Raw genomic sequence first — 24,856 nt, forward strand, 5'->3', positions numbered from 1 at the left:
AATTGAAAAATGAAAAATCAAAAAATTAATTATTTAAAGCTTACTTCACTTCTAAGTTTGTTTTTAGTAACAAGTGTAAGTTGTGAAAGAGATCTGTCAGATGAGGCTACTGAAGCTACTTTTGCTAAAACAGCCGAAATTTTTATCGATGATTTCGTAGGAATGGGAAGTGATTTTTACAGACCTTATGGCGATTCTAAATTCACAGCATTTTCTGTTGATCTTCAACAAGGTTTTGAAAGTAATTCTTCTATTCGTATTGATGTGCCCAACGCAACCGATCCTGAAGGTACATATGCTGGAGGTATTTTTGTCATTGATGGTGCGGGACGCAATTTAACCGATTACGATGCACTAACATTTTATGTTAAGGCTTCTCAAGGTGTTACCATAGGCGAACTTGGTTTTGGGGAAGATTTTGGAGAAAACAAATTCATCACTACAATAACAAATGTTAACGTTGGAACAAACTGGACTAAAATTATCATTCCAATTCTGGATGCCTCAAAGTTACTACAGGAAAGAGGAATGTTCAGATATGCAGCCGGTACAAATAGCACAAATGGTTTTGGTTATACGTTGTGGATAGATGAAATTAAATTCGAAAAATTAGGTACTAATAATCTACTTTATCCTTTCATTTTAAATGGGGAAGATGTAAACGTAGATGGTTTTGCAGGAGCTAATCAAATAATTGGAGAATTGGGTGCGGTTTATAATTTAGCCAATGGTCAAAATGTAAGAGTAAATGCCGCTCCATCTTATTTTACTTTCAATGTTTCTGATACCACAATCATTACTCCTTTAGCATTAAATAATCTGGGACAAATGTCAACAAGAATTATCGGTACTTCTGGCTCATCAGTGGTTACGGCACAAATTGGAAATACATTAGCCCAAGGCTCTTTAACCATTAATGCTGTTGGTGAATTTCCTCATGCTCCAGTGCCAACAAGAGCAGCTTCATCAGTAGTTTCTTTGTTTAGCGATGCTTATACCAATTTACCGGTTAGACATTACAATGGATTCTTTTTGGGTTCTAATACTCAAGGAGGAGCAGGAAATAATCCTAATGATGTTGATATACAAGCACCTTTTGTTAATGGATCATTAGATAATATTATTCATTACACACAATTGGATTTTGTAAGCTTTGGGATGTATGAAACTGTTCCAAGAGTAAATATAAGTGGTATGACACACATGCATGTTGATATTAATGTGCGACAAGCTGTAAGTCCAACAAATTTCATCAGAATAGAACTTCACAGTAGTCTTGCCAATGGTCCAACAACATCTTCTGGTTCTTTTGTAGTTAATGCTGCAACTTTAACAAATGTTGATCCAAATGGATGGGCAAGCATAGATATTCCAATTGCAAGTTTCCCGGGCTTTAATGATGCCGCCAATCTTGGACAAGTGTTCTTTGTCTCCGGAAACCCCGGAGGTATCTTCAATATTTGGGTAGACAACGTCTATTTTTATGCTCAATAATTAGTTAAATTTTAACAAAGAAAAATGAAAAATATAAATTATAAAATAAGTGTTTTATCCCTTGTACTTATGGGATTAGTTATCAGTACCTATTCTTGTGACAATGATGAAAAGCAAACCGTAGTCACCAAATTCGACTTGGTTCTGGAAGACAATTTTGATGTTGATGGAGCTCCAAATCCATCAATATGGACTTATGATATTGGAAGAGGTTCAGAAAACAATGGTTGGGGAAACAATGAATTACAGTTTTATACCGATAGACCAGAAAACGTAATCGTGCAAAATGGATATTTGATTATCACAGCCAAGCAAGAAGCTTTAGGAGGTGCGAGTTATACTTCAGCAAGATTGAAAACTCAAAATTTATTTGATCAAAAATATGGTCGTTTTGAAGCTCGTATCAAGTTACCGCTAGGTCAAGGTTTATGGCCGGCCTTTTGGATGTTAGGAAGTAATATTAGTCAAGTTGGTTGGCCACAATGTGGAGAGATAGACATCATGGAATACTTAGGAAATAGTCCTACTCAAATTTTAGGAACGCTACACGGACCAGGTTTTTCCGGAGGAGAAAGTATTAGTAAAAGCTATACTTTACGAAATAGTCGATTTGATAATGAGTTTCACGTATTTGGCGTAGAATGGAGCGAAAACCATATCAATTGGTATGTTGATGATGTTCTCTACAATCAAATTACCAGAAAACAAGTTGAAGATGAGGGAGGAGAATGGGTTTTTGATAATTCATTTTTCATGATCTTAAATATGGCTGTTGGAGGAAATTTACCCGGTAGTCCAAATACCAATACAACCTTTCCACAAAGAATGCTTGTAGATTATGTGAGAGTTTATCAATAAAATATAAATATAAAACCATGAACAAATCAATAAAAATAGTTAGTTTATTAGTAGTATTTATGAGCTTTTTCGCTTGTGATAATGATGATGACTCAGCTCAAAATGACGCTTTAAGTGCCCGATATACATACATTAGAGAAGCTTCACAAGGTCAGATTACATTCATTAACACTTCTGAAAATGCAGATAGCTATGTATGGGATTTTGGCGACGGAACAACTTCTATTATAAAAAATCCTGAAAAAACTTTTACACAAACAGGTGAATATACTGTAAAACTTACTGCAAAAAACAGCCAAACCGGAACAGAAGATTCGTTTAGTAGCATAATTTCAATATTTGTTTTTCAAGGCGGATTAATAACGAACGGTAATTTTGAAAGTGGAACTTCTCCTTGGACTTTTGGGGTGACCAATGCAATAGCACCGTCTTTATTGGTAACTGAAGGTGGAAATACATTTTTTTCAATAAATGTTGCGGCCGCAGGAAATCCTTTTGATGTAAACTTATCGCACAAAGGAATTAATATGATTCAAGGTAAAACTTACCGTCTAACCTTTGATGCTTGGTCTAATGTTAATAGAACTATAGTAGTAGGAATAGGTTTGAGTAATGATCCTTGGACTAATCAAGTGGTGACACGAAACCTAACAAACTCTGTTCAAAATTTCAGCATCGATTTGCTAGCGAACTTTACTAACAATAACTCAAGGGTAATTTTTGATTTAGGTGCCGCAATCGGTAGAGTTAATATTGATAATGTAACCTTGAACGAACTTCCTTAATAAAAATAAATAATAAAAATAGGTATTCATTTTAGTTGATTTATTTCAACTAATTCAACTTTAAATTTTCTCTAGTTGATTTTTAAAAATGAATAAAATAATTACAATTGAACAGATTTTATGCAACTAATTGAAATAAACGGCGAAAAATTTTATAAAATAGAAAACTCCGATCTAATGAGGCCATTTTTTATGAGCATTGTTAGTGATTCCAATCATTGGCTATTTATTTCAAGTAATGGTGGTATTTCTGCCGGAAGAAAGAATGCTGAATTTGCACTTTTCCCTTATTACACAGATGATAAGATTACTGAATTTGCAGATATTACCGGAAGTAAGTCTATTTTCCAAATTCACTCTAAAAATGAAACCATCATTTGGGAACCGTTTTCAGAGCGCTTTAATGACAAATACAATCTCAGTAGAAATTTGTACAAGAACAGTTACGGCAATAAAATCATTTTTGAGGAAATTCATCACGATTTACATCTTACTTTCAGATACCAATGGAGTAGTAGCAACTTGTATGGTTTTGTCAAATCATCCAATTTAATCAACAACTCTAATGAAAATTATTCCATCACACTTTTAGATGGTATTCAAAATGTTTTACCACAAGGTGTTAGTAGTGATTTACAAGCCACAACGAGCAATTTAGTTGATGCTTATAAGCGCAACGAACTTCACGCTGAAAGTGGATTAGGAATTTATGCTTTAAGTGCAATTATTGTTGATAAAGCAGAACCAAGTGAGGCTTTAAAAGCGAATGTTGTTTGGTCGTTAGGATTTGAAAAACCAACTTATTTATTGTCATCGTTGCAACTTCCTGCTTTCAGAAAGACACAAAAAGTTAAACAAGAAACCGATATTAAAGGTGAAAAAGGGGCTTATTTTATTTCCGCTGATTTAACTCTTGAAGCCAATCAATCAAAGAGCTGGAAGATTATTGGTAATGTAAATCAAAATCAATCTCAAGTTATAGAACTTACAGAAGCCATCTCTAATGATAAAAACCTTGAAAATAAGGTAGTTGACGATATTGCTTTAGGAACGCAAAATTTAATTGCTTTAAACGCCGCTGCAGATGGATTGCAGTTTACAGCCGACAAAAGAAAAGATACACGTCATTTTTCCAATGTTTTGTTCAACATCATGCGCGGTGGTATTTTTGATCATAATTATCAAATTGATAAAAGCGATTTTGTTCAATATATTTCAAAAGCAAACAAAGGTGTTTTTCAAAAACAATCAACTTTTTTAAGCAATTTACCGGAAAACTTCGATTATGCTTATTTGCAACAACTTATTGTAGACAATGATGATGCCGATTTATTCCGTCTGTGCACAGAATACTTACCATTGAAATTTAGCCGCCGTCACGGTGATCCTAGTCGACCATGGAATAAATTTTCCATCAACACTCGAAGCGAAATAGACGGTTCTAAAATCCTAGATTACCAAGGCAATTGGCGTGATATTTTCCAGAATTGGGAAGCTTTGGCTTATGCTTATCCAGAGTTTATTGACGGAATGATTCATAAATTCTTAAACGCTTCCACTTTTGATGGATACAATCCGTATCGCGTGACCAAAGACGGTTTTGATTGGGAAACTATCGAACCTGATAATCCATGGTCATACATTGGCTATTGGGGTGACCATCAAATTATTTATTTATTAAAATTTTTAGAGTTTATCGAAAAATACCAACCCGGTAAATTAAATCAATACTTTGATAAAGAATGTTTTGTTTATGCCGCCGTTCCTTATACCATTAAGTCGTATCAGGATATTTTGCAAAATCCAAAAGACACTATACTATTCAATCACGAATGGGATGCGAAAATCAATGTCCGTAGAAACCAAAATGGAGCCGACGGAGCATTGTTAAGAGATAACAATGACGAAATCTATCATGTCAATTTAATCGAAAAGATATTGGCAACAGTTTTGGCTAAAATGTCCAATTTTATTCCCGAAGCCGGTATTTGGATGAATACCCAACGCCCGGAATGGAACGATGCAAATAATGCGCTAGTAGGTAATGGTGTTTCGATGGTGACTTTGTATTACTTGAGAAGATTTTTGAAATTCTTCCAACAATTACTTGACAATTCAAATCAAGAAACGATAAAAATTTCGAACGAAATGGTCGAGTTTTATCACGCTATTCGAGAAAATTTATTGGCCTTTCAACCTTTACTCTCTAAGCCAATAAACGATAAAGACAGAAAAAAAATATTGGATGCATTAGGTCAAGCGGCTTCTGAATACCGCCACCAAGTTTACAATAGCGGATTTTGGGGAAAGAAAAGAACCCATTCTATGGAAGGTTTAAAAAAGTTTACCCAAGTTAGCATTGATTTTATTGAACATTCTATAAAAGCCAATCAGAGAGAAGACCAATTATTTCATGCTTACAATTTGATGTCTGTTGAAAATGAGGGCGTTTCAATTTCTTATTTACCTGAAATGCTCGAAGGTCAAGTGGCCGTTTTGAGTTCAGGATTTCTAAATGGTGAAGAATCACTAGCGGTCTTGGATGCTTTGAGAAACAGTGCTTTGTACAGACCTGACCAAAGCAGTTATATTTTATATCCGAATAAAGAACTTCCTAAGTTTTTAGAGAAAAATACCATTCCAAAAGATAAAGTAGAAAATTCAAAATTGCTAAAAAAGCTACTCGAAAACCATAACTTCCAATTAATCAATCAAGACATTAAAGGTGGTTTTCATTTCAATGGCAATTTTCACAATGCCAATGATGTAAAAGAAGCTTTAAACCAATTGAAAAATCATCAAGAATTCAAGCTATTGGTTGAAAATGAATCGGACGCAGTTTTGCAAATTTTTGAAGATGTTTTCAATCATAAAGCATTTACAGGACGATCCGGTACTTTTTATGGATACGAAGGTTTGGGTTCAATCTATTGGCACATGGTTTCCAAATTACATGTAGCCGTTTTAGAAGTTATTAGTACAGCAACGGAATCCAATGAAAGTCAGTCTACAATTGATTCGTTGGTTGCTCATTTTGATGCCATAGGAGCCGGAATCGGTGTTCATAAGTCGCCTAAAGTGTACGGTGCCTTTCCAACCGATCCTTATTCCCATACGCCATTTAATAAAGGTGCTCAACAACCGGGAATGACTGGTCAGGTGAAGGAAGATATTCTAACTCGTATAGGTGAATTGGGTGTGAAATTGAACGATGGTAAATTGCATTTTCAACCAACATTTATTCTTAAAAATGAGTTCTTACAAGATGATACCGAAGCTACTTTTGTTTTGGTAGATGGTAAAGAAAAAACATTGATTTTAGAAAAAAGCAGTATGGCATTTACGGTTTGTCAAGTGCCTGTTATTTATAAAATGGCAAATTCAAACAGTCTAAAATTACAGTATGCGAATGGAACTGAGGAAATTTATGAAACACTGGTATTAGACAGAGAAAATAGCACAAAAATATTCCACAGAACAGGTGAGATTTCTCAAGTGGTGGTTTATTTAAATGAAAACAACTGGAGATAATGAATAAGTTATTTTACATCATATTACTACTGTTTATATCATGTAATCAAAAAAATACCAGCAATTTAGTTTCTAAAGAAATGACTGCAGCAAAAATATTAGGAAATGTTGATTACCAGGCGATTTGTTATGGTGGTTACAGAACTCAAACAAGAGAAAAGCAACCAACAATTGCCGAGATAAAGGAAGATTTGAAACTTCTTTCTGCTATGAATATAAAAGTGCTCAGAACCTACAATGTTCATTACGAAGAAGCTTCTAGTCTGTTAAAAGCCATAACTGAATTAAAAAAAGAGAATGCCAATTTTGAAATGTACGTCATGTTAGGTGCTTGGATTGATTGTAAAAATGCTTGGACAGATTTGCCACCAATTCACCACGAAGAAAGTGACCGCAATGCCATCGAAATTAAAGAAGCAGTGCGATTGACCAATCAATATCCTGATGTAGTTAAAGTTATTGCGGTAGGGAATGAGGCTATGGTTCAATGGGCAACGAGTTATTATGTAACGCCTAATATCGTTTTGAAATGGGTCAATTATTTGCAAAATTTAAAAAAGACAAATCAATTACCAAAAGAAACTTGGATAACGAGTTCTGACAATTTTGCCTCATGGGGCGGCGGTGGAAAGGAATACCATGTAGAAGATTTAAATCAGTTGATTAAAGCAGTAGATTATATTTCAATGCATACTTATCCGATGCATGACACACATTATAATCCTGTTTTTTGGGGAATAAAAGAAAGTGAATCGGCTTTGTCCGAAAAAGAAAAAATTGATTTAGCTATGGTAAGAGCCAGAGATTATGCGATTCAACAATACAATAATGTTGTCAATTATATGAAATCAATTGGTGTAAATAAACCGGTTCACATTGGCGAAACCGGCTGGGCAACAGTTTCCAATGAACACTATGGGAATGATGGTTCTAAAGCTACTGACGAATATAAATCGGCTCAATTTTACCATTTGATGAGAGATTGGTCAAACAGTAATAAAATTTCGTGTTTCTATTTTGAAGCTTTCGACGAAAATTGGAAAGACAGTAGCAATCCGATGGGCTCAGAAAATCATTTCGGATTGATCAATTTAGAATCACAAGCCAAGTTTGCGCTTTGGAAAGAGGTAGATAACGGAACGTTTAATGGTTTAACCCGAAACGGCAAACCCATTACAAAAACTTATAAAGGTGAAGAAAACGCCTTGTGGTTAGACGTAAAAACACCCACTGCGATTTTAAAAAATTAGAAAGAATGCCAAAGAGAAAGGATAAAATAATTGATGTTAAATTTTTGATACTAGCTTGTAGTATGGCATTTTCATTGCACAGTTGTAAAGTGACCGATAAACTCAATGTTGAAGTCTATGAAACTTCAGCACAAGGCAATTCGTTAAAAAAGATTACAGATTTTTCAGACAATGGAAAACCGCTAATTATCACCTTAAATCCGGAAGAAAAGTTTCAAACAATTACAGGTTTTGGTGGTTCATTTACTGAATCTTCAGCTTATTTGTTGAACAAACTAAGCAAAGCTAACCGAAAAAAAATACTCGAGGCTTATTTTAGTGAAGCCGGTGCCAATTATTCTTTGACACGAACACACATTGCCTCTTGTGATTTTTCCTTGAGTAATTATACTTACGCCAAAGTCGAAAACGACTTAAAAATGGAACATTTCACTATCGAAGACGATAAAGACGACCTCATTCCTATGATTTTAGAAGCACAGGCTATTTCTAAGGAAGGCTTTAATATCATCGCTTCACCTTGGACATGTCCGCCGTGGATGAAAGACAATAAAAAATATGTTGGTGGAAAATTATTACCTGAATTCAACGATGCATTTTCCTTATACTTTTCTAAATATCTAGCCGCTTACAAAAAAGAAGGAATCAACATTTGGGGTATTACGGTTATCAATGAACCACACGGTAATGGAAACAATTGGGAAAGCACCCATTTTTCTCCTGAAGAAATGACTTTGTTTGTTCAAAATCATTTAGGTCCTAAGCTAGAAAAAGATGGCTGGCCTGAGGTCAAAATTTTCGGTTATGATCAAAACAGAGCAGGTTTGCCTGAATGGGTTGATGCAATGTTCAAAGATGAAAAAACTTCAAAATACTTTGCCGGAACAGCTATACATTGGTATGAAAGCACGTATGATTATTTTGCCAAAGAACTTCAATATGCCCATAAAAAAGCACCCAATAAGTATTTGATTGAAACCGAAGGATGTGTTGATTCTGAAATTCCGCATTGGAATGATGACGCTTGGTATTGGAAAAAGGAAGCCACCGATTGGGGTTGGGATTGGGCCAGCGAAAAAGACAAACATTTACATCCTAAATATGCTCCGGTTAACCGTTATGCCAACGATATCATTGGATGTATGAACAATTGGGTTGATGGTTGGGTTGATTGGAATATGGTTTTAGACCGACAAGGCGGCCCGAATTGGTTTAAAAATTGGTGTGTCGCTCCGGTAATTGTTGATCCTGATAAAGATGAAGTCTATTTTACGCCATTGTATTATACCATGGCTCATTTTAGTAAGTTCATGCGCCCGGGTGCTGTAAAAATTGGATGTACAATCAACAGTAATGAAGTCGTAACTACAGCGGTAAAAAATCCTGACGGATCAATAGCTGTTGCTATTTTCAATCCGTCCGAATCGAAACAAACAATCGAAATACAAATCAACAATCAAAGCACAATCATTTCAATAGATGCAAAAGCATTGCAAACTGTAGTAATCAAATAATAACTTAAAATACCTTCGATATGTCAAATAACACTTTAAAAGCTAAAGTACCGATGGGTCAAAAAATAGCGTTTGGTCTAGGAATGTTAGCCAATCAAATGTTTCCTGCGGCATTGGGTATTTTTATCGTTGTACTGGTAGAAAATTTAGGTTTTCCCGGTTGGATGTTGGGTGTTATTTATTTTGTACCAAAACTTTTTGATGCCATAACCGACCCAATTATGGGCTTTATTACAGATAATACTAAGTCAAAATGGGGAAGAAGAAGACAATATGTTTTTATTGGAGCCATAGTGATGGGTTTATCCTTTGCCTTTATGTGGCAGCTTTTTTCGGGTGATAGTGTAAATTACAATTTTACCTATTTTTTAATTTGGTCATTAGTCTTCTATCTTGGGTTAACCATTTTTAGCGTTCCCTATGTTGCAATGGGATACGAAATGAGTGATGATTTTCACGAACGTACTGATATTATGGCTATTGCCCAGTTTATTGGTCAACTAGCCTGGGTAATCGCACCATGGTTTTGGGTAATTATGGCCGACAAGTCAATGTTTGAATCAGGAGAAATTGCAACAAGAACTTTGGCGATTTATGTGGCTATAGGTTGTTCGATGCTGGCAGCAATTCCTGCTATTTTTATCAGTAGTAAGTCAACTTTAAATGAAAATTACGAACCATTAACTTTAAAGAGTATAGGCAGTAGTTTTGATTTAATTATAACTGGATTCAAGGATGCTTTAAAAATAGTACCTTTTAAAAAGTTGTGTATAGCTACTTTTTTGATATTCAATGCATTCAATACTATTGCTGGTTTTTCATACTTCATCATAAAATATTATCTATTTAGCAGTAATCCGGATCAAATTGGAATTTGGCCAACTTTATTCGGTAGTGTTGGTGCCATAATTACAACATTACTAGTCATTCCGATTGTTTCTAAAATGTCAAAATTAGTAGGTAAAAAGAAAGCTTTTATTTGGTCTCAAGGGATTTCAATCATCGGATATATATTATTATGGTTCTTATTTGTTCCGGGAAAACCTTACCTGTTCTTATTTGCTTTACCCTTTTTCTCTTTTGGTATAGGAAGTCTATTTACATTGATGATGTCTATGACTTCTGACGTTATTGATATAGATGAACTTAATACAGGCAAAAGACGAGAAGGTATTTTTGGAGCTATTTATTGGTGGATGGTAAAATTTGGTTTGGCCATAGCCGGATTATTAAGTGGATTGATACTAACACTAGTAGATTTCAAATCGGGTGCCGCTACACAAACTTATGAGTCTATGTTCGGATTGAGACTGTTTTTCTCAGGATTACCAATTTTAGGGACATTAATTGCTATCTGGGTAATGAGAGATTATGATGTTACAGAAGAACGTGCCATGGAAATAAGTGCAGAATTAGCCAAAAGAAAAGAGCAAAAGAAAACAGTATCGTCTTCCTCTTCGTCTTACTTACCGGGTAAGTTAAATTCTTTCTTGAAAAATGGTAGTATAAATACCATTTTAGGTACTGATTTTAGTCTTAAAAGTAACTTTGAAATTAAAAAAGAATACGAAGATATTTTAAGCAACGGATTGCATGGTGTTTGTTTTAGCCCTTATGGTGAAGGTCAACAAGCCGGAGATATACTATCGGCAGACCAAATTAAAAGGCGATTGGAAATCATTGCACCACATACCCAATGGATTCGTTCGTTCTCTTGTACGGAAGGCAATGAATTAATCCCTGAAATTGCTCACCAAAAAGGGTTAAAAACCATAGTAGGAGCTTGGATAAGTGATGACAAAGTTAGAAATGAAAGAGAAATTCAATCGCTAATCAAATTGGCAAAAGCAGGTTTGGTAGATATTGCTGCAATAGGAAACGAAGTGTTACACCGTAATGAAATTTCTGAGCAAGAACTTATCGCCTATATTAAAAGAGTCAAAGAAGCATTACCCAATACAACAGTAAGCTATGTGGACGCTTATTATCAGTTTTTAGATAAACCAAATTTGGTTTCAAATTGTGATGTTCTTTTGGTTAATTTTTATCCGTTTTGGGAAGGGGCAAAAATTGATTATGCAATCTCTTATTTGCAAAACATGCTCGCAGTAACACAAAAAGTTGCTAATGGAAAAAAGATTATCATTTCAGAAACCGGTTGGCCTAGCAATGGTGAAACTGTTGACGAAGCCATTCCATCAGAAATCAATGCCATAAAATATTTTGTTGCTTCTCATGAATGGGCAAAAGGAAATGATATTGATTTGTTCTATTTTTCATCCTTTGATGAATCATGGAAAGCCAATCAAGAAGGAACAGTTGGAACTGCTTGGGGAATTTGGGACAAAAACGAAAAATTGAAATTTGAACTTAAAGTAAATTAATCATGTCATACAGAGAAGGTCATTATTTTTCTTTAGAAGAGTCTTCTTTTGAAAATTTTCAGGAAAGTATCAATTATTCGGAAATTCCGGTTAAAAAGTTAAAGGAAATTTGGAAAGAAACACTTGAAAATGGAATGCATGGCATTTGTTTTAGTCTTTACGAAGAAGGTCAAAAACCGGGTGACATTATTACCGCCGAACAAGTAAACAGACGAATTCAGGTATTAAAGCCCTACACCCAATGGATTCGTTCATTTTCATGTATTGAAGGAAACGAAAACATTCCTCGAATTGCTCATCAAAATGGAATTAAAACGCTTGTTGGAGCTTGGTTAGGAAATGATTTAGCACTTAATGAAAAAGAAATAGAGGGTTTGATAACCCTGGCAAAAGAAGGTTGCGTAGATATTGCTGCCGTTGGTAATGAAGTAATGTACCGAGGTGATTTAACAGAAGAACAATTACTAAACTACATTCATCGAGTGAAAGAAGCTTTACCAAATATTCCGGTAGGTTATGTAGATGCTTATTATGAATTTTCACATCGACCTAATATTACTGAAGCTTGTGATGTCATTTTAACCAATTGCTATCCTTATTGGGAAGGATGTCCAATAGAATATTCATTGCAACACATGCAAAGTATGTTTGGCTCTGCAAGAGATGCCGGTCAAGGAAAACGAGTTATCATTACAGAAACCGGTTGGCCTAGCGAAGGCGGTTCTCTCAAAGGTGCTTTTGCTTCCGAAGAAAATGCGATGCAGTATTTTATAGAAACGCAATCTTGGTCCAAACAAAATAATATTGAAATTTTCTACTTTTCCTCTTTTGATGAAGCATGGAAAGTTGGCGCAGAAGGAGATGTTGGCGCTTATTGGGGATTATGGGATAAAAATGAACAATTAAAATTTTAGCATATACTATTTATAATAGAGTTAGATGGGTAAGTTTTAAATCTAATTATACTAATTGAATAAACAATAAACGCTCATCATGAAAAATAATTTTCTATTTCTAATTTTTTTAACTTTTATCCTTGCTATGCAAAATGGCTATTCTCAAGTAGATGTTGTGTATACTGATTTAGTATGGTCTGATGAATTTGAGACCAATGGAGCCATAAATTCTAGTAAATGGCATCATCAAACACAGTTACCTGACGGAGGAAGTTGGTTTAACGGAGAAGTACAGCATTATACCAATTCATTGACTAATTCGTTTGTTAATGCGGGTTTCTTAAACATCGTCGCCAAAAAACAGCCTTTTACCGATCAAGGTGTTACTAAACAATATACTTCGGCGCGGTTAAATTCGAAGTTTTCTTTTTTATATGGTCGTGTAGATGTAAGAGCTAAAATTCCAACGAATCAAGGTACTTGGCCTGCCATCTGGATGTTAGGAAAGAATGTAAACGAAGACGGAGGCTTTTTTGACGCCCAATTCGGAACAACAAGTTGGCCGGCTTGTGGAGAAATTGATATTATGGAACATGGAATAACACCTTCGCAACCCTCAAATTATGTTCAAAGTGCTTTACATACACCATCATCATTCGGAAACACAATAAATATTGGAGGAACAATAGCTAATAATTTAGGAAATGATTTTCATGTTTATTCTATGAATTGGTCTCCTTTTCAAATTTCTTTTCTTTTGGATGGTGTCGTTTTTTATACCTACAATCCGGCAGTCAAAACACCAAATAATTGGCCTTTTAATGCAGAACAATATTTATTACTGAATATTGCCATGGGAGGTGTTGCCGGTTCAATTCCATCTAATTTCAATCAGGCTACTATGGAAATTGATTATGTGAGGGTTTATCAAAATGCGCAAACCGATACACAGTCACCAACAAATTTTACAGCTTCAATTGGTGCTGTTACAAGTTCTACAATTGAGTTATTATTAAATGCAAACGACAATTCTGGAAATGTTAATTATACCATTACCTATAATGGAGGAACAATTACTTTAGCCAATCCTTCAGGAATTCAAAAATCGGTCGTAGTTCCTAATTTGCTACCTACTACTACTTATGTTTTTTCCGTCTCAGCCAGTGATTTGGCGGGGAATAATTATGTTCAAAACCCAATAGTACTTAATGCAACTACCACCGGAACCGTGGGCTGTTCGGGTACTGATACTGAAACACAACAGGGTTCTTTTACTATCGGATATAATTATGCTTTTGAAACTTTGGGAACAGATGTAAAAATCACTTTTCAAATGTTAGATACTGATAAAGTGGGTGTGGTGGCCTTTCTGTGGAGACAAAATCCATTTACAGAATACCCGATGACTAATGTGTCCGGTAATATATTTACAAGAACGATTACCGGTCAAACCATTGGATCTACTATTAGCTACGCTGTCAAATTTGCCTTTGCTGGTGGATTGTCAGTTACAAAATATTTTTCTTACGTAGTTGGTGATAATTGCTCATTAGATGTGCCAATCACTAATGAATTCAAACAACTTTGTTACCCAAATCCGGTGGAAAGTATATTGCACTTGCAGTTATATAATGATCAAAGTAAAATAAGGCTAACCGATATATCAGGAAAGACACTTATTGACGCAATAGTTAATTCCTTACACGATATTGATATGCGTAACTTTAATTCAGGAGTATACTTTTTAAAGGTTGAAAACTTAAATGGAATTCAAAATTTTAAAATACTAAAAGAGTAAAGAGGTAAGTTTCATAAACTTAGAATTTGGCTCTGCTTTTATTATGGAAATTCGATAACAAAAAACACCATTATTAAATATTCTTAAAGAAAATAATAGCTTAATTGGTAGAAAATAATATTTTTTTCTCTTTTTATTTGTTTTTTAAATAAATTTTATGTTAAATTTGGCTATTAATTAACTCTCAAACTCGATTTGCCTATACACGAATATTACTTTTTAGATTAAAAATTCTTTTTTTAACCCTTACTAAAAGGTAATATTATGGCACAATCTCAACTACCGGATGCTGTATTAGTGGATAAGTATGTTTCAGGCGATGAAAACGCTTTGGGTATCCTTATCAATAGGCACCAATCAAAAATTTATGGGTATATCTATTCTAAAGTTTCGGATAGAGATGTGACCGAAGATATCTTTCAGGAAACATTTTTCAAAGTAATCCATACCCTTAAGTCCAAAAAATACTATAACGAAGAAGGTAAGTTTTTATCGTGGGTTTTGCGCATAGCGAGTAATTTGATCATAGACAAATTTCGTAACGATAAAAAAATGCCATTAAATCGCGATACCGATGAGCTGTTGATTTTTTCCAGAATCACTGATGACTCATTGAATATCGAAAGAAGATTGATTAAAAATCAAGTGGAAATCGATATCAAAACGATTATTGAAAAATTACCTCATGATCAAAAAGAAGTGATTATGATGCGTTATTTTTTAGACATGAGTTTTAAAGAAATAGCTGATTTTACAGGTGTTAGCGTAAACACTACTTTGGGTAGAATGCGATATGCCATTACAAATCTTAGAAAGGTAATTGAGAAAAATAAAATTTATTTACCTTCCTAGGCAATAAAAAGTAAACTTTTGCGTTATTATATAAACGTCTCAAAACCAACAGATTTATATATGGCAAAACTTTACTCAAAAAGAAAATTAGCACCCAAAAAAATGTTACCTAAAAAAGAAACCATACGTCTGATACTTCAATATTCTTGTGCATTGAATATTATTAAAGTAGGCAACATGAACTTCGAAAATATTGCTAATTAAGAAACATCCCGATAAATCTATCGGGATGTTTTTTTATAATATTCATCAAGGATATCTTTTCTGCCAATGGTTTTGGTAATAATGTCTTTGTTTAAATCCCAACCACGAGCAGGCGAATATTCTCTTCCGTACCAAATGATTTGCAAATGCAGTTCATTCCACAATTCCTTTGGAAAAATGGCTTTAGCATCTTTTTCAGTTTGCTGAACGTTTTTACCATCGCTTAAATTCCAACGATACATCAAACGATGAATATGTGTATCCACAGGAAATGCAGGAACACCAAAAGCTTGCGACATAACTACACTGGCAGTTTTATGTCCGACAGAAGGCAATTTTTCTAAAGCTTCAAAACTCTTTGGTACTTCACCGTTGTACTCTTCAATAAGAATTTTAGACAAACCAAAGATGCCCTTTGATTTCATTGGAGATAAACCACACGGACGGATAATTTCTTTAATTTCTTCGACTGAAAGTTTGACCATGTCATAGGGATTATCGGCTTTAGAAAATAGAATAGGAGTAATTTGGTTTACGCGAACATCAGTGCATTGCGCTGAGAGTAAAACTGCAATCAGTAAAGTGTAAGCGTCTTTATGGTCTAGTGGAATAGGAATTTCAGGATAGTATTCTTTTAACGTATTTATAACAAATGTTGCACGCTCTTTTTTGGTCATTTTAAACTAAATTTGATTTGTAAAAATAATAAATTAAAACCTCAATACCTTAATCCCTTTTAACCTTAGTACCACAAAATATGACAACACTTCAAAAAGGTGACAAAGCACCAAATTTTTCAGGAAAAGACCAAGATGGAAACAATCATTCATTAGCAGATTACAAAGGTAAAAAGTTGGTTGTTTTCTTTTATCCAAAAGCTGACACACCAGGTTGTACTGCAGAAGCTTGTGATTTGAGAGATAATTTTGAACGATTTCAAGCTAATAACTATGCTTTGTTGGGCGTTAGTGCCGATAGTGCCAAAGCTCAAAGTAAATTCAAAAACAAATATGAGTTTCCTTTTCCATTATTGGCAGATGAAGACAAATCTGTTATTGAAGCCTTCGGTGTTTGGGGACCAAAAAAATTTATGGGAAGAGAATTCGACGGCATTCACAGAACCACTTTTGTAATCAATGAAGAAGGTGTGATTGACGAAGTGATTTCAGCCGTTAAGACTAAAGAACATGCGTCACAGATATTGAAATAGTATTTTAAATCACACTGTAAATTATAACCATTCCAATTATGACTGCAAATGGCGAGATTAACTGAAAATATTTAGGTTTTAAAATATCAGCAGCTTTAACTGAAAAGCTATGATGAAGTTGCCTCGGGACAAAGTACAGTACGAAGGAAGTTAAAAGCATAAACCAACCGAAAATCTTAAAAATATCAGGATATTTAGAGTAATTTGAATAGATAATTAATGCAATAGCAGGAATCATTCGTATACTTATTTCAGCATAATTTATAAAATTAGTGCTTCCGGCTTTTCTTAAAATAGCATTGGCTTTTTTGGGAGCAAAAAGCATCAGTAATCCAGCTAATACAAAGAATAATCCAAAACAAATTATGATGTATTTAGAGATGATTACCATTTTATTTAGTTGTAATTAAATTCTGAACACTCAAATATAAAGAAAATCCGAACTGCCTTCACAATCCGGATTTATATATCTAGTTGCTATAGTTTACTAAGCTTTCTCCAAAATTCTATTCGGATCATAACCAAACAACTGGTGCTGTTTGATAATGTCTGCAATACCTTGAGGTAGTAATTTTTCCCAACCCGGTGTTCCGGTACTTATCATTTTTAATACTTCGCGAGAAAATATTTTTAAGTGGTCTTTGTCGAAATCAGTAATATCAACCACTTTTCCGTTGTAAGCAAAGAATTTGTATAATTCTTTCATGCGCGGATGTACTTTCAGGTTTTGAGAATTTACAATTTCTCCGTTTTCATCTTCCATCGGATATAAGAATACTTTCAAATCACGGTAGAATAATTTACCGAAAGCTTCCAAAATACCACCACTCAAATGACGATAATATTTTTCGTCAAAAATATCTACTAAGTTGTTAACTCCCATGGCCAGTCCCATACGAGCTTTGGTATAATTCGAGAAATATTCTACTACTTTATAATATTCTTGGAAGTTGGAAATCATTACAGTTTGACCAAGAGAACATAGCAGTTCGGCTCTGTCCATAAAATCTCTTTCGTCAATTTCACCTTCAGAACGCAAATTGGATAATGTGATTTCAAAAACAACCAATGTATTGTCTTTGTCAACCTTACTTTCTTCAAGAAACATTTTTAGTGATTTCTCATACATGTCCATGTTTACCTGAGTAACCGGTCGGAAACTTCCTCTTAAGGCCAAAATATTTTTCTTGTAAAGAATAGAGGCCGGCAAAATATTTTTTCCATCAGGACCAAACATTACCGCATCCGTCATTCCATTTTTAACCAACTGTAAACTCATCAAGCGATTGTCAACATTGGCAAAACGCGGACCGGAAAAGTTAATAGTATCTATTTCTAATTGGTCTTTGTCTAAATGATCGTATAAATAACGCAACAATTTTTTAGGATCATTGTATTTGTAAAAAGCGCCATAAATCAAATTCACACCCAATATCCCTAAAGTTTCTTGTTGTAAACGTGCGTCAGTTTCTTTAAAACGGATGTGAAGTGTAATTTCGTTGTAATCTTCATCAGGTTCAACTTGGTATTTTATTCCAACCCAACCGTGACCTTTGAATTGCTTGGCAAAATCAATAGTAGCGACGGTATTGGCAAAACTGAAAAATATTTTATTGGGATGTTTGTCTCTTTTTAAACGTTTTTCAATTAACTCTACTTCATGATTCAGCATTTTTTTCAGACGACTTTCGGTTACATAACGACCGTCATCTTCAATTCCATATATTGCATCACTAAAATCTTTATCGTAAGCCGACATCGCTTTTGCAATCGTTCCGGAAGAACCACCGGCTCTGAAGAAGTGTCTTACCGTTTCTTGACCGGCTCCAATTTCTGCAAATGTCCCGTAAATGTTATCATTAAGATTGATTCTCAGGGCTTTATCTTTGATTGCGGGAATTTGTTCAATGGCTTTATCGCCTTTCAATTTGATAATAGAAACAATATTGTCCATAGTAGTGTAAGTATTCATGGCAAAGTTAGTAAAATAGCTATTTTATTAAAAGATAATTAACCTATTTTTGTAATTAATTACTTTTATAGTACAACTTTAAAAAATGATTCCATCAAAAACCATGCTATGATGCAAGTTTATTTTCTCGGAACAGGTACATCTCAAGGAATTCCTGTGATTGGTAGTCATCATCCCGTTTGTATGAGTGAAGATGTAAAAGACAAGCGTTTGAGGGTTTCGGTTTGGATTACTTTTGAAGAAGCTTCGGTCGTAATTGACTGCGGTCCCGATTTTAGACAACAAATGCTGACTTCTGGTTGTGAGAAGCTAGACGCCATTTTATTTACACATGAACATGCTGATCACACAGCAGGTTTAGATGATATTCGACCGTTTTTCTTCAGACAAAAAAAAGACATTCCAATTTATGCACACCATCGAGTTTTAGAAAATTTCAAAAAGCGTTTTGATTATATTTTTGAAACTGAAAACAAGTATCCGGGCGCGCCTGGTGTTGAGATTTTTGAAGTTAAAAACAATACTGATTTTACAATAGGTCAAGCCAAGATTACACCAATCAATGTTAATCACGGAAATCTTCAGGTTTTTGGTTATCGAATTCAGGATTTTGTATATTTAACCGATGTAAAAACGGTTGAAGCTACGGAAATAGAAAAGATGAAAGGGTTAAAAGTATTGGTAGTGAATGCCTTAAGAGAAGAACCGCATCATACTCATTTTAATTTGCAGGAAGCGTTAGATTTTATACATTTGGTTCAACCCGAAAGAGCTTATCTGACTCACATCAGTCATCTTTTAGGTTTTCATGAAGAGGTTCAAAAAAAATTACCGCCAAATGTGTTTTTGGCCTATGACAATTTGAAAATTACAATTTAATATTATGAAAAAGTCTTTGTTTTTGTACTTGTTTATCATTGCGGTTTTGATGAATATTTTTACTTATAAATATTTTACTTCAAAAGAATCGTCAGAAAAAAAACCAGCAATTGTCCAAGACAGTAAAAAGCTAAATGATAGTATTACAAATTTGACAGACCAATTATACGATGCTAATTATTTTTCTTTAGAAGCCAATGACAGAGCTCAGAATTACTTAAATCAAAAAGACATCAGCACTTTTAGTGAAAAAGTAAAGCAAAAGCTATTGTCTTATAATGATTCACCGGAAGGAAATCAGTATACTGACCAAATTAAAATGGGTGAACAGAAGTTTATTATCAATAAAATCAAACTTTTAAATCACCGTTGGATAATAGCCAATTACAGCAATGGTAAACTTTGGGGTGAAGTGATGCTTAAATATTTCATCAATGAAGACCAAACCATTTCGTTTGAAATCATGAATTCCTATCTATATCCTGAACAATTAAACTAGAAATTTTTAAGGCATGAAAAAAATATCTCTACTCTTAATGGCTTCAATTGTTTTGTTTTCCTGTAAATTAACGGATCAAAACGAAACAGAAACTGAAGAAGAAAATGTTCCTTCGGCAGTTAAAGATTCCACTGTTGTAAATGACAAAGACGAACACGGATGTTTGGCAACGGCAGGTTATATTTGGTCTAAAATGAACAAAGAATGTGTCAAAGGTTACACCGGCATTCCTTTAAATCCGATTGCTAAACCAGACAATGAAGACGAAGCTTTGAGTGCGTTTGTGCTTTTTAGTGAAGATCTAAGTCAGGCGGAAGTTTTTTTTCCAAATGACACCAATTCTTTAGTTTTAAAACGTCTTTCTGAAGGAAAGCCTTGGGTTTTTGAAGATTGGCAATTAGTGCCGTGGAAAGGGTATGTTTTGAAAAAAGGAGACGAAATTAAGTACGCCGGAGATGGTCAAATTGGAAAAAAAGTTACTGGTAGTGATACCGAAGAATAACAAAAAGGTCTTGATTTTCAAGACCTTTTTTATTGGGATAACCAATGCTTGAAATCGAAGAAATTTTGTGGTGCAACGCCATGACCAACCATGTATTCTTTAAAAATAACGTCAATACCTAAAACTTGAAGCATCGGAATAGATTTTCGAGCCCATTCAACCGGAATTACTTGGTCAACCGTTCCGTGTGAAGCAAATATTTTTAACTTACTCAAATCATTTTCAGTATAATCATCAACTGCGATTTCCGGATTAAAATAACCACTCATAGCCACTACGCGCTGAACTTTTTCAGGATAAGACAAAGCCACGGCATAACTTAATATGCAACCTTGACTAAAACCAATTAGTGTTACGTTATCAGCATCGATTGGATAATTGGCTGTTAATTCGTCAATAAAACCGGCAATAATATCTCTCGAGGCTCTGGCTTGTCCAATGTCTGAAAACTTATTCTCATCAGCATCGAAATTAATCGCGTACCAAGCATAACTGCCAAAAGTCATATCAAATGGCGCGCGTGCTGAAACTACATAGTACTCTTCGGGTAATTCACCGGCAAATGAAAACAAATCTTCTTCATTACTACCATAACCGTGAAGCAATAGGAGTAAAGGGTTTTTGTCTTTCTTGTCTTTAGGTTCTCTAACTAGATGGTGAAGTGATAAAGTCATCATAAATTTTTAAATAGGTTTTGAAAAAATCCACCAACCAACGGCAATTCTCTTTTTTGTCCTTGAACGGCTCCTAAAAAGCCATAAATCCAAAGAATAAAATAGAACAAATAAAAGGCAGAAGTCGCCGTCCAACTATTGGCATAACCCACAAAATAACCCAATAAAAAGAAAGAGATAAACAATCCTAAAGCTTGTCGAATGTGAAATGAAGCAAACTCTGATTTGTTTTCTTCTTGATTCATAAAAATGGCAATTACGCTACCAATGATAGTTAAGTAAGCTACAATTGCTGTGTTCTTTGCTTTTTCAATATTTTCCATAATAATTTAGGCTAAAACTAATTTTCCTTGATTGTAAATTCCAATAGCTTTTCCTTTCATGTTTTGTCCAAGGAATGCAGAATTTTTAGATTTTGATAAAATATGTTCTTTAGTAAATGTCCAATCGTTGTCAATTTGAAACAAACTAAAACTAGCGTTATTTTTTTCTTTAATTATATGATTTTCAATATTTAAAATAGTTTTACCGGAAGTTAATTTTTCTATTGTTTTATCTAAAGGCAATATGGTTAACAATGCGCTAAAAGCACTTTCCAAACCAATGGTTCCGTTTTTGGCCAAATCAAATTCCATCTTTTTATGCTCAATATCCATTGGATTATGGTCAGAAGTAATGCAATCAATGGTATTGTCTAAAACGCCATCGATTAAAGCTTTTCTGTCAGCTTCCGTGCGCAATGGCGGTGAAACTTTATAACGCGTATCAAAACCATCCAGTTTTTCATCGGTTAAAACCAAATGGTGTACGGCAACGCTACAAGTCACATGCAAACCTTTGGCTTTAGCTTCTTTAATTAACGCAACCGATTTGGCGGTAGAAATTGTTGGAATGTGTAATTTTCCACCGGTATATTCTAGTAAAAATAAGTTTCTAGCGACCATCAATTCTTCGGCTAAACTTGGAATTCCTTTCAAACCTAATCTTGTAGAAACAACGCCTTCATTGGCAACGCCATTACCTTTGATGTTTTCCTCTTCAGCAAAAGCAATCACTAAACCGTCAAAATCTTGAGTATATTGTAATCCTATTTTTAACAGATTGGCATTCGCTATATTTTTTCCATAATCTCCAAAAGCGATAGCTCCGGCGTTTTTCATGTCAAACAATTCAGCTAAATCTTTGCCTTCGCTGTTTTTAGTTAAAGCACCAATCGGAAACAATTCTGTGGCTGAGTTAGCGCTTTTTTGTTTAACGAAATGTACTTGAGACTGGTTGTCTATTATAGGATTTGAATTGGGTTGCAAAGCGATTCCGGCAAAGCCACTTTTAGCAGCAACTTCTAATCCGTTGGCGATGGTTTCTCGGTCTTCAAAACCCGGTTCGCCTAGAGAAACACTAGTATCAAACCAACCTTGAGAAAGATGCAAACCATCGTGTTGGAATTCCTGGTGCGTATCTATATTGAGCAGAGAAGTGCCTATTTCTTCGATGATGCCTTGTGTAATTTTCACATCAACGGTTTTGTTGTGAAACGGACTTTTAGGGTCAACAATTTTGGCTTTTCGGATGATCAGGTTCATTTTACAAATTTTTGAATAAGTAGTTCTAATACTAAAAAGAGTAGTGTAAGCAGCACAAACCATTTCCAGATTTGTGTATCAGTTCGTTCTGTTTGAATCGTATTGAAAACCGTTTCTATATCATCGATTTCTTTGTAATTCGTTGCAATATCTGTATTGGTTAAACTCAAGTTGCTTTCAGTTCGTGTGTAATTAAAGCTGATGTTTTGGATCAAATCCGTACCGTTAAAGATACCAAAATTTCCGGCTTCAGTTGGATTGTCAGCAAAAGTCATTTTTACTTTAGTATTCAACAACTGTTGAATGGGAATAAAACTCTCGGTCGTGTTTCTAATGCTTAAAATTTCATCTTTCGATAACAATGCATCAACTATTAAGGGTTGGTTTTCACCAATAACAATTGCATTGACACCGGTTTTTTGACTGTTTTGCGCCATATTGTAGAACGTTGGTACAATCAATGGAGAATTCTGAAAATTACTGTTGGTTTTGTTAATTGGCGCTGCAAAAACATAGACTGATGACAATGGATTTGAAATCGAACTCAGAAATGCGCTTTGGTCTTCATACGAAAGTACAGCAGGTGATGTAGTGTTTATACTAAAACTTAATTTAGTGGATGGATATTGAAAATTATCGATTTTTTTTTCAAAAACACTGCTGAATAACGGATGATTAAAATTGATTTTAGTGACTTTTTTTTCACCGCTTGTTGCTGTTTTTAGTTGAATGCTTCCAAAATTGGCTAACAAACTGTTTACCGAATTCACATTGCTTTCTTGCGCCGGAATGACAATCAGGTTTCCGCCTTTGTTTACAAATGATTTTAAGGTTGTTTGTAACGCTTGCGGTATATCTTTGAGTTCATTTAATACAATTGCATCTTGCTTTTCTAATAAGTTGTAATCCAAATTCGCTATCGGAAAATTGGTGTACGCAAACTCATCGTTGGTATAAATTCGGGCCAAGAAATTACTTTTTTCTGTATCGCCAACACTGATTACATTGGTTTTGCTGGGTTTAGAAATGCTGAAATAATATGTATTGTCATAAGCCAAACCATTGTCTGTAATCGAAACATAGCCATGAAAATCTTCTTTCGGAATGGTAAACTTAATTATTTGATTTTTGCCATTGCCATTGTTATTGAAATCTATTAAAGTTTTTGCAGTCAACTTATTTTGGTTGTACAACGCAATCGGAACTGCGGAAATGTCTTTTCCGTTGGCTGATAATTTCACCCCAATTTCATAAAAATTATCTAAGGTTTGTTGGAGGTAAACACTGTCAATGGAAACGTTATTTTTTTGTTCTGCTTGCGGTATAATGAAATAAACATTGTCTTCTTTCTTGAAGCTTTTCGCCTGATTGGTCTCTAATCCAACAGCATCGGTAATGACAATGATGTCTTTATTGAAAGCAGACTTTCTCGCATTGACTTTAGCAATCAAATTGTCTAATCTAAAAGGTGTCGCGCTGTATTTTAAATCCTGTAAATCTTTTTGAATCGATTTGATATCGGTATTCCAATAGGTTTCAGAGTTGGTAATCAACGAAAAGTTTTGTGCTTCCGGAGTGTGTTCTAATAAATCTTGTACGGCGCGTTTTAGCAATTCTCCTTTTTTACCTTTGGCTTGCATGCTATAGGAATTGTCTAGGATAATGTACATTTCATTAGTGGCTTTCAAACTTTCCTTAGCGGTGAAAAAAGGTTGAGCAAAGGCCAAAATCAAACAAGCCAGCAGCAATAATCGTGTAAAAAGCAACAACCATTTTTTGATGGTCGAACTTTTTCGGGTTTGCAGGGAAAGTTCTTTTAGGAATTGTACGTTGGTGAAATATTCTTTCTTAAAACGTCTCAATTGAAATAAATGCACCAATATTGGAATCACCAATAAGAAAAGAAAATAGAGAATTTCCGGGTGTTTGAATTGCATTACGAATTTCGATTTGTCAAAAATAGTAATCAAT

Annotated in this window: 22 protein-coding genes; 15 read left to right on the plus strand and 7 right to left on the minus strand. The window is 34.4% G+C overall.

All coding sequences use genetic code 11. The features are described from left to right. Positions 1–9 precede the first annotated feature (9 nt). The 11 genes from ACK4R1_RS12235 (at position 10) to ACK4R1_RS12285 (ending at position 15,566) form a co-directional block, all read left to right on the plus strand. Entirely contained in the window at positions 10–1,494 is a 1,485-nt protein-coding gene (locus ACK4R1_RS12235; protein ID WP_409687374.1) for a glycosyl hydrolase family 16, read from the plus strand. Positions 1,495–1,518: 24 nt separating this feature from the next. Then, the gene (locus ACK4R1_RS12240) at positions 1,519–2,352 is read left to right on the plus strand and encodes a family 16 glycosylhydrolase (RefSeq protein WP_409687377.1); all 834 of its coding nucleotides are present in this window, start codon (positions 1,519–1,521) and stop codon (positions 2,350–2,352) included. 17 nt (positions 2,353–2,369) lie between these two features. Next, positions 2,370–3,137, plus strand: a complete 768-nt coding sequence (locus tag ACK4R1_RS12245) for a PKD domain-containing protein (RefSeq protein WP_409687380.1) — start codon at positions 2,370–2,372, stop codon at positions 3,135–3,137. A 177-nt stretch (positions 3,138–3,314) separates the two neighbouring features. Next, a complete protein-coding gene (locus tag ACK4R1_RS12250) occupies positions 3,315–6,668 on the plus strand; it encodes a hypothetical protein (RefSeq protein WP_409687383.1) in 3,354 nt (1,117 codons plus the stop codon). Next, positions 6,668–7,918 carry a glycosyl hydrolase family 17 gene (locus ACK4R1_RS12255; RefSeq protein ID WP_409687386.1) on the plus strand — a complete coding sequence of 417 codons (1,251 nt, stop codon included), beginning with the start codon at positions 6,668–6,670 and terminating at the stop codon, positions 7,916–7,918. Before ACK4R1_RS12250 ends, ACK4R1_RS12255 begins: the two co-directional genes overlap by 1 nt. Before the next feature lie 62 nt (positions 7,919–7,980). After that, the gene (locus ACK4R1_RS12260) at positions 7,981–9,432 is read left to right on the plus strand and encodes a glycoside hydrolase family 30 protein (protein WP_409687609.1); all 1,452 of its coding nucleotides are present in this window, start codon (positions 7,981–7,983) and stop codon (positions 9,430–9,432) included. Between the two features lie 20 nt (positions 9,433–9,452). Beyond that, entirely contained in the window at positions 9,453–11,816 is a 2,364-nt protein-coding gene (locus tag ACK4R1_RS12265; protein ID WP_409687389.1) for an MFS transporter, read from the plus strand. 2 nt (positions 11,817–11,818) lie between these two features. Next, complete coding sequence (locus ACK4R1_RS12270; RefSeq protein ID WP_409687392.1) at positions 11,819–12,730, plus strand: glycosyl hydrolase family 17 protein; 912 nt, start codon at positions 11,819–11,821, stop codon at positions 12,728–12,730. A 79-nt stretch (positions 12,731–12,809) separates the two neighbouring features. Beyond that, positions 12,810–14,510 (plus strand): family 16 glycosylhydrolase, encoded by a 1,701-nt coding sequence (locus ACK4R1_RS12275; RefSeq protein ID WP_409687394.1) that lies wholly within the window; start codon positions 12,810–12,812, stop codon positions 14,508–14,510. Positions 14,511–14,774: 264 nt separating this feature from the next. Continuing rightward, positions 14,775–15,362 (plus strand): RNA polymerase sigma factor, encoded by a 588-nt coding sequence (locus ACK4R1_RS12280; protein WP_409687397.1) that lies wholly within the window; start codon positions 14,775–14,777, stop codon positions 15,360–15,362. A gap of 60 nt (positions 15,363–15,422) precedes the next feature. Further along, entirely contained in the window at positions 15,423–15,566 is a 144-nt protein-coding gene (locus ACK4R1_RS12285) for a hypothetical protein (protein ID WP_187660297.1), read from the plus strand. Between the two features lie 17 nt (positions 15,567–15,583). Here the strand turns inward: ACK4R1_RS12285 and nth are convergent, their stop codons facing one another. Further along, positions 15,584–16,243 (minus strand): endonuclease III domain-containing protein, encoded by a 660-nt coding sequence (nth, locus tag ACK4R1_RS12290; RefSeq protein ID WP_409687400.1) that lies wholly within the window; start codon positions 16,241–16,243, stop codon positions 15,584–15,586. Between the two features lie 80 nt (positions 16,244–16,323). Here nth and bcp point away from each other — a divergent pair, with 80 nt between their 5' ends. Further along, positions 16,324–16,776, plus strand: a complete 453-nt coding sequence (gene bcp / locus ACK4R1_RS12295) for a thioredoxin-dependent thiol peroxidase (RefSeq protein WP_409687403.1) — start codon at positions 16,324–16,326, stop codon at positions 16,774–16,776. 4 nt (positions 16,777–16,780) lie between these two features. Here the strand turns inward: bcp and ACK4R1_RS12300 are convergent, their stop codons facing one another. Further along, the gene (locus tag ACK4R1_RS12300) at positions 16,781–17,167 is read right to left on the minus strand and encodes a hypothetical protein (RefSeq protein WP_409687406.1); all 387 of its coding nucleotides are present in this window, start codon (positions 17,165–17,167) and stop codon (positions 16,781–16,783) included. Between the two features lie 96 nt (positions 17,168–17,263). Further along, entirely contained in the window at positions 17,264–18,748 is a 1,485-nt protein-coding gene (locus tag ACK4R1_RS12305; RefSeq protein WP_409687409.1) for a TonB-dependent receptor, read from the minus strand. A gap of 111 nt (positions 18,749–18,859) precedes the next feature. Here ACK4R1_RS12305 and ACK4R1_RS12310 point away from each other — a divergent pair, with 111 nt between their 5' ends. Genes ACK4R1_RS12310 through ACK4R1_RS12320 form a run of 3 tightly spaced genes read left to right on the plus strand, consistent with a single transcriptional unit; the run spans position 18,860 to position 20,628 of the window. After that, positions 18,860–19,627 carry an MBL fold metallo-hydrolase gene (locus tag ACK4R1_RS12310; RefSeq protein ID WP_409687612.1) on the plus strand — a complete coding sequence of 256 codons (768 nt, stop codon included), beginning with the start codon at positions 18,860–18,862 and terminating at the stop codon, positions 19,625–19,627. 4 nt (positions 19,628–19,631) lie between these two features. Then, the gene (locus tag ACK4R1_RS12315) at positions 19,632–20,126 is read left to right on the plus strand and encodes a hypothetical protein (RefSeq protein WP_409687412.1); all 495 of its coding nucleotides are present in this window, start codon (positions 19,632–19,634) and stop codon (positions 20,124–20,126) included. A gap of 13 nt (positions 20,127–20,139) precedes the next feature. Beyond that, positions 20,140–20,628 (plus strand): hypothetical protein, encoded by a 489-nt coding sequence (locus tag ACK4R1_RS12320; protein ID WP_409687415.1) that lies wholly within the window; start codon positions 20,140–20,142, stop codon positions 20,626–20,628. Positions 20,629–20,657: 29 nt separating this feature from the next. Here ACK4R1_RS12320 and ACK4R1_RS12325 read toward each other — a convergent pair whose 3' ends face one another. The 4 genes from ACK4R1_RS12325 to ACK4R1_RS12340 are packed head-to-tail and all read right to left on the minus strand — an operon-like array spanning position 20,658 to position 24,822. Beyond that, a complete protein-coding gene (locus tag ACK4R1_RS12325) occupies positions 20,658–21,302 on the minus strand; it encodes an alpha/beta hydrolase (RefSeq protein ID WP_409687615.1) in 645 nt (214 codons plus the stop codon). Then, a complete protein-coding gene (locus ACK4R1_RS12330) occupies positions 21,302–21,625 on the minus strand; it encodes a DUF4870 domain-containing protein (protein WP_409687418.1) in 324 nt (107 codons plus the stop codon). Before ACK4R1_RS12330 ends, ACK4R1_RS12325 begins: the two co-directional genes overlap by 1 nt. A 6-nt stretch (positions 21,626–21,631) precedes the next feature. Beyond that, a complete protein-coding gene (locus tag ACK4R1_RS12335) occupies positions 21,632–22,885 on the minus strand; it encodes a dihydroorotase (RefSeq protein WP_409687421.1) in 1,254 nt (417 codons plus the stop codon). Continuing rightward, a complete protein-coding gene (locus tag ACK4R1_RS12340) occupies positions 22,882–24,822 on the minus strand; it encodes a BatA domain-containing protein (protein WP_409687424.1) in 1,941 nt (646 codons plus the stop codon). The genes ACK4R1_RS12335 and ACK4R1_RS12340 overlap by 4 nt, the downstream gene beginning before the upstream one ends. Positions 24,823–24,856 lie beyond the last annotated feature (34 nt).

Origin of the sequence: Flavobacterium sp. (genome assembly GCF_046293665.1) — a bacterium.
Lineage (GTDB): Bacteria > Bacteroidota > Bacteroidia > Flavobacteriales > Flavobacteriaceae > Flavobacterium.

Bases quoted from the DNA above. Each gene is read 5' to 3' on its own strand.
- ACK4R1_RS12235 (WP_409687374.1), top strand. From the start codon at position 10: ATGAAAAATCAAAAAATTAATTATTTAAAGCTTACTTCACTTCTAAGT.
- ACK4R1_RS12240 (WP_409687377.1), top strand. From the start codon at position 1,519: ATGAAAAATATAAATTATAAAATAAGTGTTTTATCCCTTGTACTTATG.
- ACK4R1_RS12245 (WP_409687380.1), top strand. From the start codon at position 2,370: ATGAACAAATCAATAAAAATAGTTAGTTTATTAGTAGTATTTATGAGC.
- ACK4R1_RS12250 (WP_409687383.1), top strand. From the start codon at position 3,315: ATGAGGCCATTTTTTATGAGCATTGTTAGTGATTCCAATCATTGGCTA.
- ACK4R1_RS12255 (WP_409687386.1), top strand. From the start codon at position 6,668: ATGAATAAGTTATTTTACATCATATTACTACTGTTTATATCATGTAAT.
- ACK4R1_RS12260 (WP_409687609.1), top strand. From the start codon at position 7,981: ATGGCATTTTCATTGCACAGTTGTAAAGTGACCGATAAACTCAATGTT.
- ACK4R1_RS12265 (WP_409687389.1), top strand. From the start codon at position 9,453: ATGTCAAATAACACTTTAAAAGCTAAAGTACCGATGGGTCAAAAAATA.
- ACK4R1_RS12270 (WP_409687392.1), top strand. From the start codon at position 11,819: ATGTCATACAGAGAAGGTCATTATTTTTCTTTAGAAGAGTCTTCTTTT.
- ACK4R1_RS12275 (WP_409687394.1), top strand. From the start codon at position 12,810: ATGAAAAATAATTTTCTATTTCTAATTTTTTTAACTTTTATCCTTGCT.
- ACK4R1_RS12280 (WP_409687397.1), top strand. From the start codon at position 14,775: ATGGCACAATCTCAACTACCGGATGCTGTATTAGTGGATAAGTATGTT.
- ACK4R1_RS12285 (WP_187660297.1), top strand. From the start codon at position 15,423: ATGGCAAAACTTTACTCAAAAAGAAAATTAGCACCCAAAAAAATGTTA.
- nth (WP_409687400.1), bottom strand. From the start codon at position 16,243: ATGACCAAAAAAGAGCGTGCAACATTTGTTATAAATACGTTAAAAGAA.
- bcp (WP_409687403.1), top strand. From the start codon at position 16,324: ATGACAACACTTCAAAAAGGTGACAAAGCACCAAATTTTTCAGGAAAA.
- ACK4R1_RS12300 (WP_409687406.1), bottom strand. From the start codon at position 17,167: ATGGTAATCATCTCTAAATACATCATAATTTGTTTTGGATTATTCTTT.
- ACK4R1_RS12305 (WP_409687409.1), bottom strand. From the start codon at position 18,748: ATGAATACTTACACTACTATGGACAATATTGTTTCTATTATCAAATTG.
- ACK4R1_RS12310 (WP_409687612.1), top strand. From the start codon at position 18,860: ATGCAAGTTTATTTTCTCGGAACAGGTACATCTCAAGGAATTCCTGTG.
- ACK4R1_RS12315 (WP_409687412.1), top strand. From the start codon at position 19,632: ATGAAAAAGTCTTTGTTTTTGTACTTGTTTATCATTGCGGTTTTGATG.
- ACK4R1_RS12320 (WP_409687415.1), top strand. From the start codon at position 20,140: ATGAAAAAAATATCTCTACTCTTAATGGCTTCAATTGTTTTGTTTTCC.
- ACK4R1_RS12325 (WP_409687615.1), bottom strand. From the start codon at position 21,302: ATGACTTTATCACTTCACCATCTAGTTAGAGAACCTAAAGACAAGAAA.
- ACK4R1_RS12330 (WP_409687418.1), bottom strand. From the start codon at position 21,625: ATGGAAAATATTGAAAAAGCAAAGAACACAGCAATTGTAGCTTACTTA.
- ACK4R1_RS12335 (WP_409687421.1), bottom strand. From the start codon at position 22,885: ATGAACCTGATCATCCGAAAAGCCAAAATTGTTGACCCTAAAAGTCCG.
- ACK4R1_RS12340 (WP_409687424.1), bottom strand. From the start codon at position 24,822: ATGCAATTCAAACACCCGGAAATTCTCTATTTTCTTTTCTTATTGGTG.